This window comes from Ornithinibacillus xuwenensis (assembly GCF_039614845.1).
Taxonomy (GTDB): domain Bacteria; phylum Bacillota; class Bacilli; order Bacillales; family Amphibacillaceae; genus Ornithinibacillus; species Ornithinibacillus xuwenensis.
Genome location: NZ_JBDIML010000002.1, coordinates 695,782 through 703,237, shown reverse-complemented (window position 1 = coordinate 703,237; position 7,456 = coordinate 695,782). Strand labels below are relative to the sequence as shown.

8 protein-coding genes are annotated in these 7,456 nt (G+C 38.3%); 2 read left to right on the top strand and 6 right to left on the bottom strand.

All coding sequences use genetic code 11. The features are described from left to right. Positions 1–488 precede the first annotated feature (488 nt). The 3 genes from ABC228_RS09240 to ABC228_RS09230 are packed head-to-tail and all read right to left on the bottom strand — an operon-like array spanning position 489 to position 1,157. The gene (locus ABC228_RS09240; RefSeq protein WP_345824831.1) at positions 489–623 is read right to left on the bottom strand and encodes a YvrJ family protein; all 135 of its coding nucleotides are present in this window, start codon (positions 621–623) and stop codon (positions 489–491) included. A 56-nt stretch (positions 624–679) separates the two neighbouring features. Then, positions 680–895, bottom strand: coding sequence for a DUF2922 domain-containing protein (locus tag ABC228_RS09235; RefSeq protein ID WP_345824830.1), 216 nt, complete (start codon positions 893–895; stop codon positions 680–682). 37 nt (positions 896–932) lie between these two features. Further along, positions 933–1,157, bottom strand: a complete 225-nt coding sequence (locus ABC228_RS09230; RefSeq protein ID WP_345824829.1) for a DUF1659 domain-containing protein — start codon at positions 1,155–1,157, stop codon at positions 933–935. A 256-nt stretch (positions 1,158–1,413) separates the two neighbouring features. Here ABC228_RS09230 and ABC228_RS09225 point away from each other — a divergent pair, with 256 nt between their 5' ends. Continuing rightward, a complete protein-coding gene (locus ABC228_RS09225; RefSeq protein ID WP_345824828.1) occupies positions 1,414–2,448 on the top strand; it encodes an LCP family protein in 1,035 nt (344 codons plus the stop codon). A gap of 42 nt (positions 2,449–2,490) precedes the next feature. Here the strand turns inward: ABC228_RS09225 and ABC228_RS09220 are convergent, their stop codons facing one another. After that, positions 2,491–3,222, bottom strand: a complete 732-nt coding sequence (locus tag ABC228_RS09220) for a WecB/TagA/CpsF family glycosyltransferase (RefSeq protein WP_345824827.1) — start codon at positions 3,220–3,222, stop codon at positions 2,491–2,493. A 273-nt stretch (positions 3,223–3,495) separates the two neighbouring features. On the opposite strand from ABC228_RS09220, the gene ABC228_RS09215 reads away from it, so the two are divergent. Further along, positions 3,496–4,527, top strand: a complete 1,032-nt coding sequence (locus tag ABC228_RS09215) for an LCP family protein (RefSeq protein WP_345824826.1) — start codon at positions 3,496–3,498, stop codon at positions 4,525–4,527. A gap of 42 nt (positions 4,528–4,569) precedes the next feature. Here ABC228_RS09215 and ABC228_RS09210 read toward each other — a convergent pair whose 3' ends face one another. Both ABC228_RS09210 and ABC228_RS09205 read right to left on the bottom strand, forming a co-directional pair. Then, on the bottom strand, positions 4,570–5,622 hold the full coding sequence (locus ABC228_RS09210; RefSeq protein WP_345824825.1) for a glycosyltransferase family 4 protein: 1,053 nt from the start codon (positions 5,620–5,622) through the stop codon (positions 4,570–4,572). A 127-nt stretch (positions 5,623–5,749) separates the two neighbouring features. Beyond that, positions 5,750–7,447 (bottom strand): S8 family peptidase, encoded by a 1,698-nt coding sequence (locus ABC228_RS09205; RefSeq protein WP_345824824.1) that lies wholly within the window; start codon positions 7,445–7,447, stop codon positions 5,750–5,752. Positions 7,448–7,456: the final 9 nt, after the last annotated feature.

The following is a 7,456-nucleotide window of genomic DNA, read 5'->3' as shown; positions in this document are numbered from 1 at the left end:
CTCCCTCATGTACTTTTTAACCAGAATTTCCTCTCAAAACATACATGAGAGCATCCCTCATGTACTTTTTAACCAGAATTTCCTCTCAAAACATACATGAGAGCATCCCTCATGTACTTTTTAACCAGAATTTCCTCTCAAAACATACATGAGAGCATCCCTCATGTACTTTTTAACCAGAATCTGCTCTCAAAACATACATGAGAACCTCCCTCATGCACCTTTCAACCAGAATCTGCTCTCAAAACATACATGAGAACCTCCCTCATGCACTTTTCAACCAGAATTTGCTCTCAAAACATACATGAGAGCATCCCTCATGCACTTTTCACCTCATTTCCCCGCTCAAAACATGCATGAGCTCACCCATCATGCGCTTTTCATCCTAATTTCGCTCTCAAACCTGACCCACCTCCTCTACTATCACATCCACAACATCCTCAAAAAGAGCGGCAGTTATTCACCAATGAATAACTGCCGCTCTTTTCCTACTTCATCCTATCTGGCAATGCATGAATCGACTCTATCAGAGTATTGAGTTTTCCTTCTATGCGGTGCAATAAATAGAATGTCACCGCGATTGGAAAACCAACCTCTGTCACGAGCGATACCCAGTTCTCCACAATGTCACCTCCATTTAGAAAAATAGACCAGCAATCAATGCTGGCCTATGCTATCGTTAAGCTAACTCGATATCCTGAACAATACGTTCAACAACTCGTGCACTTTTCTTAGCTACTAAATTACCGCCACTTGTCGTGAAAGCATTTTGCGTAAGAATCTCATCCATTGCAGATCCTACAGTAGCTGGGTCCACTGGTTCAATCGGATTGTCCACGGAATACGTTACAACCTTTCCATCTTCATTCTCGAACTTCAATTCAAGCTTTTTCATACCTTAACCTCCCTTCTAAAGTTCATGTAGTACTTCATTACGCCTGACGAATGTCAGAGCTGTCTTTACGCTCAATATTAAATAGTGAGCGCTGTTGCAATCCTGAAATTGCATTTGCGATTGCATACAATTGATCTGCTGTAGCATCTGTTTTCACATTGTTAAAGCTTTTGTACTTATAAATTGGTTCACCTGTTATGGCATCATCACCATCGTGAAAAACAAGACGCAGCTGAGAATCGGTCATATCTGATACTGCCATGCTTAGCACCTCCTTTCACCTGTATAATCGATAAAAGGAGACAAAAGGAGGCAAAGTTGAACAAAATTGTTTAAATTTCAAAGAGCTCCTCATTTCATTATTGGTAAAATTATGCTATTTTAAGAAGTATGTATAAAGTCCTACTTATCATTTCCAACTTGGAAAAGATTGTGTAGATTGAATAGCTACGGCAATTATCGGAAATAACCAATAATACGATGTTTTAGAAAGATAGCAGGAATAGAGGAGTTTTTAGATGAATTTTATCAGGAATTTTTGGACTACGAAGAGCCGACTACAAAAAGTAGTTATTATTGGGAGCTTCGTATTTCTATTTTGTATTGGTATTGGGGTTGGCTACGCACTTTATTTATTAGATAAAACAGAGGATATGGTGGATGGTTCCTATCAGGAAATTGACCGAGAAGAAGATACCTCATCCCTCCGACCTGATCCTGTTAGTCCAGTCAGTGATAATGTATCGGTTCTCTTTATTGGTGTGGACACTGGAGAAGAAAGAGGATTTGGGGAGCAAAGTCGTTCTGATGCGTTGTTATATGCGACATTCAATGTTGAGAAAAATACGGTAAAGCTATTAAGTATTCCTAGAGATACCTATACCTATATACCCGTTATTGATGGTTTCTCTAAAATTACACATGCCCATTTTTATGGCGGTGCTAAAGGATCAATTGAAACAGTAGAGAAATTCCTCAATGTTCCAGTAGACTATTATGTTCGGTTAAATTTTGATGCATTCGTTGAGGTGGTAGATGCATTGGATGGCATTCAGTTTGATGTACCATATGAACTCTATGAAATGGATTCCCATGATAATGAGGATGCGATTCATTTACTACCTGGTGAACAATTAATAACTGGCGAAGAAGCATTAGCACTTGCTCGAACTAGAAAATATGATAATGATTTTGAACGTGGTAAACGACAACAAGCGATTCTAAAAGCAATCTTTAACAAATCAACTTCAGTAGCATCTGTATTTAAATTAGGTGCCGTATTAGATGCAATTGGACCAAATATGAGCACTAATTTAACCTTTGATAAGATGAAGGGCTTTCTATCCTACGTGACAGATGAAAATGTATCGATTCAAAGCATCGAGCTTGAAGGTGATGGAGGTTATATGGATGATGGTGGATGGTATTTTCAAGTAGATGAAGAAAGTAAGGAACAAGTATCACAGAAGCTAAGAGAACACCTTGACATTCCAACAAACTATCAGTTCACAAGTGAGCTTACCAATGAATATGGCATTTACCTAATGCAATAACTGTTGCGAATAACAAGTAGAACAAAAAGCTAGCCTATCAGGCTAGCTTTTCTTAACTAATACTCGTAGCATAAACTCAAAGACTTTTCCGATACGTTTAATGCGGCTTGGTTGTTTTATTATGCGATATAACCATTCAAGGTTCAGTTTGATCCATATTTTGGGAGCACGGGGGACATCGCCTGCTAGTCCATCAAGCGTTCCACCGACACCGATAAACACACCTTTATGAAAATGATGGTAATGCTGATTAATCCATAGCTCCTGTCTAGGAAGACCTAGTGCAACTAATACGATATCTGCATTCGACTCCTTAACTGCTTCGACAATAGATAGATCATCCAAGTCAAAAAAGCCATGATGGTTCCCCGCAATTGTTACATTAGGATATTCTTTTCTTACTGCGGCAACCGCTTTTTCATTCACATGTGCTTGTGCACCAAGAAAATAACAGCTAAGCCCTCTTTCATTAGCATATTGCAATAAGTCTACTACTAAATCAAAGCCAGCAATTCTTTCCTTCAGTGGCTGCTTCATCCACCCAGCTGCCTTTACAATTCCGATCCCATCTGGTATTACATAGTCCGCCTCTTGAATCACCTCTTTATAGGCTTGGTCCTCTCGTGCCTTCATCACAATCTCTGGATTTGCCGTGACGATAAAGCATTTTTCTTCATTTTCTAGACGAGGCTTCACACAGTCTCGTAAAAATTCTTCTTTTGTTTTGTTCACAAAGCCAATATCCATAATGGTTACAACGTTTTTTGAATTCATTAGAAAAAATCCTTTCCATTAAAATGAAACTTTTAGTCCACTTTTTTCGTCAAATTATGGAGACGCATCTTTATGTATTTTTTTAGTATAATTGTAATAAAAATATAATTTACGAATGAGCTGATTCATAGTAAAATATAGGGTAGGCTTTTTTATGCCTATATCACATGTAATATAAATATCAAAGTAATCATAACACTTGAATGTAAATTTTGTATATATTTGATGCGTTCTATACGTAAAGACGATAGAAAGTATAAGAGGAGATATTTTATGACAACTAATCACACACCACAAACACGTATGGTGAAACGAAAACGAAAAAGGAAACTTCGGAAACGCGTATATTTTATCTTTATACCCCTTATCTTTTTAGTAGCCGCGTTATCTTATGCAGGTTACCTATATTTTAAAGCAGATACCGTGTTCTCAAATTCGTATGTCGAGGACGGAAAAGAAAAGTCAGATCTTCGGGAAGCAAGTGTTAACCCTAGTGATGACAATGTATCGGTACTAATTATGGGGGTAGACGCAAGTGACATCCGCGCAAACGCAAATAACTCTCGTACGGATACTTTAATGGTCGCTACCTTAAATCAAAAGGATAAAAGTGTAAAACTAGTAAGTATTCCTCGTGATACACTTACGTACATTCCTGAGGTCGGTTATGAGGATAAAATTAACCATGCACACGCATATGGCGGTCCAGAGGCAACAATTGACACTGTAGAAAATCTATTAGAAATCCCAATAGATTACTATGTTAAAGTGAACTTTGAAGCATTTATTGATGTAGTAGATGCTGTAAATGGTATTACTGTCGATGTTCCATACGAATTTTACGAACAAGACTCGAAGGATAATGCAGGAGCTATTCACCTACTTCCAGGTGAGCAGGAGCTTAACGGTGAAGAAGCACTAGCACTTGCTCGTACAAGAAAGCTAGACAATGATATTGAACGTGGAAAAAGACAACAAGATATCATTAAAGCAATTGTGAAAAAATCTGTGTCTGTTAAATCAATTCTAAAAATCGATGATATTATTGAAGCTGTTGGTAGTAACATGACAACTAATATGACTTTCAAAGAGATGAAAAGCTTCATTAGCTATGGAACAAGCGGATCAAATCTTGATATTGAAGCCCTTACGTTAGAAGGCTATGATTATCAACCAGGTAAAACATATTATTGGAAATTAGATGATGCTTCACTTGCTGAAACAAAGCAAATCCTACAAGATCACCTAGATCTTAACACAAGTACTGTCATTAATATGACTGGTTCCACAGAAGGCCAAGAATAATCTAATATAAAAGAAAGCAGCTGTTACAAAACAGCTGCTTTCTTATTTATGTCGAAAACCTTTTATGAAGTTTGTTAATGGTTTAAAATTCGTTCGAATTAACCCGAGATTTTCGATTAAGACTTGAAGCGTTAATAGAATGGTTACCGTAATTAGAACAGAGCCCCAAACCGTAGTCATGGAAAATAAGATCGCTGCCAAGCTAAACATCGAGCTTAATGCATACATAAATAATACCGTTTGTTTATGTGTAAATCCAACGCTGATTAAGCGATGATGCATATGTGAGCTATCTGGACTAGATATTGGCTGTTTATTAATGTATCTTCTAACCATCGCAATTAATGTATCCGATATCGGAACACCTAAAATAAATATCGGAATGATGATGGAAATAAACGTAATGTTTTTAAATCCAAGTAAGGATAATACAGCAATCATATATCCTAGGAATAGTGCTCCGGTGTCACCCATGAAAATCTTTGCAGGATAGAAATTGTATCGTAAAAATCCAAGGGTGCTAAAGAGTAATATCAATGCCATTGTACCAACATACACTTCACCCATAATAATTGCCATCACAGCAATCGTACCCAGAGCAATTGATGATATCCCCGCAGCAAGACCGTCTAAACCATCAATTAAGTTTATCGCGTTGGTCACACCAACAATCCAGAATATCGTGATTAACGAACTCAAGACCCCAAATTCTACTTGTCCACCGAAGGGTAGATTAATAAACTCAACTTGTAATCCACCCCAAAACACAACCATCACAGCAACTGCTATTTGTGCCATAAACTTTATTCGAGGAGAAAGATTGTACATATCATCCATTATCCCTAGCACAATGATGATGAATGCCCCCATAATAATTGCTAAATGATAGTCACTAGTTGGGTTTAATATTAGTAGCCCCGCTAAAAAACTTATGAAGATTGCCAAGCCGCCCATAGTCGGAATGGGCTCCTTATGTACTTTTCGTTGATCGGGTTTATCAGTTATATTTAGTCTCTTATTTAACTTAATTAGCAATGGTGTCATGATCAGAGAGATAATCATGGTTATCAGTGCTAACAAAGCAATTTTTATCATAATGAATACCTTCTTTATGAAGTAGGACCTCATTCGGTCCATACTTTTCCTATTTTGTATATCTAACTATATATTATAAAGGTTTTAAGCCATACTTTCTACATGAAATTAATAACACTCTCCTCATCTATTCACCTAGATGAGGAGAAATACGGTTTAACATAGCCGCCATTTCGGCTCTTGTCACCGACTTTGCCGGTGCGAACGAGGTTGGTGTCACGCCACTAATAATTCCCATACCATACATCGAAGCAATTGCTTGATATGACCAGCGTGACAATGCGACATCCGTAAATGGAATTCTAGTTGTTTGTTGATTGGAAAATATTCTGGATAGCATGACCACCATTTGTTCCCTTGTTAAATATTTCCCCGGTTGAAATTGATTCGGTGTTATCCCTACCATTAATCCATCTTGGTACACAGTTCTTATGTCTTGATAGGCCCAATGCTTTATCGATACATCGGTAAAAGGCATTTCTCCACTTGTGGCCTGCTGAAGCCCCAAGATTCGTGAGATGATTGCTGCTCCCTCTGCCCTAGTTAACGCTCTACTAGGGTAGAAATATTGATCTGGTAATCCCACCATCCATTGCTTTTCATAGACAGTTAAAATGTCGTTTCGAGCCCAGTGTCCATAAATATCTTTAAAATAATACGGTGCTTGTACCAAACCAAAACCATACCAGGAATCTCTTCCTACCGAACCAAGGTCTATACTTTCATTTCGTAATTCTGTCCGAATCGCTTGTAATGTAATAGTCGGATTAATTTGCTTCAAAAGCGCAATGACACCTGTAACATATGGTGTAGCCGAACTAGTGCCATCCATTCTGGCGTAAGAATTCCCTACATAAGAGCTTAGGATACTGACACCTGGTGCCACAAATTCCACAGCACTTCCAGTAGAGGAAAAAGAAGCTCGTTTATTCGTTTTATCCACCGCTCCAACACCAATTACATTTGTATACCGTGCTGGATAGCTTACCGTATCAACATCACCTGCTGCTGTTCCTTCATTGCCTGTAGCAGATACGATCACCATATTTTGGCTTACTGCCTTGTTTATCATCGTTTCTAATAAAGGTGATGCTTGATTACTCCCTAAGCTTAGGTTAATGATATCCATGCCATTCTGAATAGACCAGTCAATTCCAGCAATTACATCTGACAAATAGCCTGTCCCATCTTGATCCAATACTTTTACTGCATATAGCTCGCTGTCAGGTGCTACACCAACAACCCCAATTGCATTATTCTTTGCTCCAATAATTCCAGCGACATGGGTTCCATGACCATTGTCATCATGAAAGCTCGTCGTATAGTCCACCAAGGAAATACCATTTACAATTTTCAAATCCTCATGTATGGCTATTCCTGTATCGATTACAGCAATCTTGACACCAGAACCGGTAAAATTACTCGCGAGTGAATTGGGGACTTGTAAACGCACACCGCCCCAATCCAATACTTGAGCTGGCTTCAATTCGACAGGCTTATCAATCTCAAGATGCATAATTCTAGCATCCTGCTTCAAATTCTCCAGCTGGTCAACTGGTATTAGACCTGCAACCATATTCATTTCTTCATAGGATTGTTCAACCTCACCACCATATTCAAGCATGATCGTAGCTGGTCGAAAACCGCTTTTAGCCAGAATCATAACCTTACGATGTTCAACCGCTTCTGTATTGTCTAACGGAATTTGTTCTCCAGCTGTATTCAGCTTGGTGATATTATCGAAGTTATCCCGAGCAGGCTCTTGCTGAGACTCGTTACTACAAGCAGAAAGCAATATGACAATAAATAAGAAAAAACTCCGCATAACAACCAC

Coding starts and splice junctions, on each gene's coding strand:
- ABC228_RS09235 (WP_345824830.1), bottom strand. CDS start 895: ATGAAAAAGCTTGAATTGAAGTTCGAGAATGAAGATGGAAAGGTTGTA.
- ABC228_RS09230 (WP_345824829.1), bottom strand. CDS start 1,157: ATGGCAGTATCAGATATGACCGATTCTCAGCTGCGTCTTGTTTTTCAC.
- ABC228_RS09225 (WP_345824828.1), top strand. CDS start 1,414: ATGAATTTTATCAGGAATTTTTGGACTACGAAGAGCCGACTACAAAAA.
- ABC228_RS09220 (WP_345824827.1), bottom strand. CDS start 3,222: ATGAATTCAAAAAACGTTGTAACCATTATGGATATTGGCTTTGTGAAC.
- ABC228_RS09215 (WP_345824826.1), top strand. CDS start 3,496: ATGACAACTAATCACACACCACAAACACGTATGGTGAAACGAAAACGA.
- ABC228_RS09210 (WP_345824825.1), bottom strand. CDS start 5,622: ATGATAAAAATTGCTTTGTTAGCACTGATAACCATGATTATCTCTCTG.
- ABC228_RS09205 (WP_345824824.1), bottom strand. CDS start 7,447: ATGCGGAGTTTTTTCTTATTTATTGTCATATTGCTTTCTGCTTGTAGT.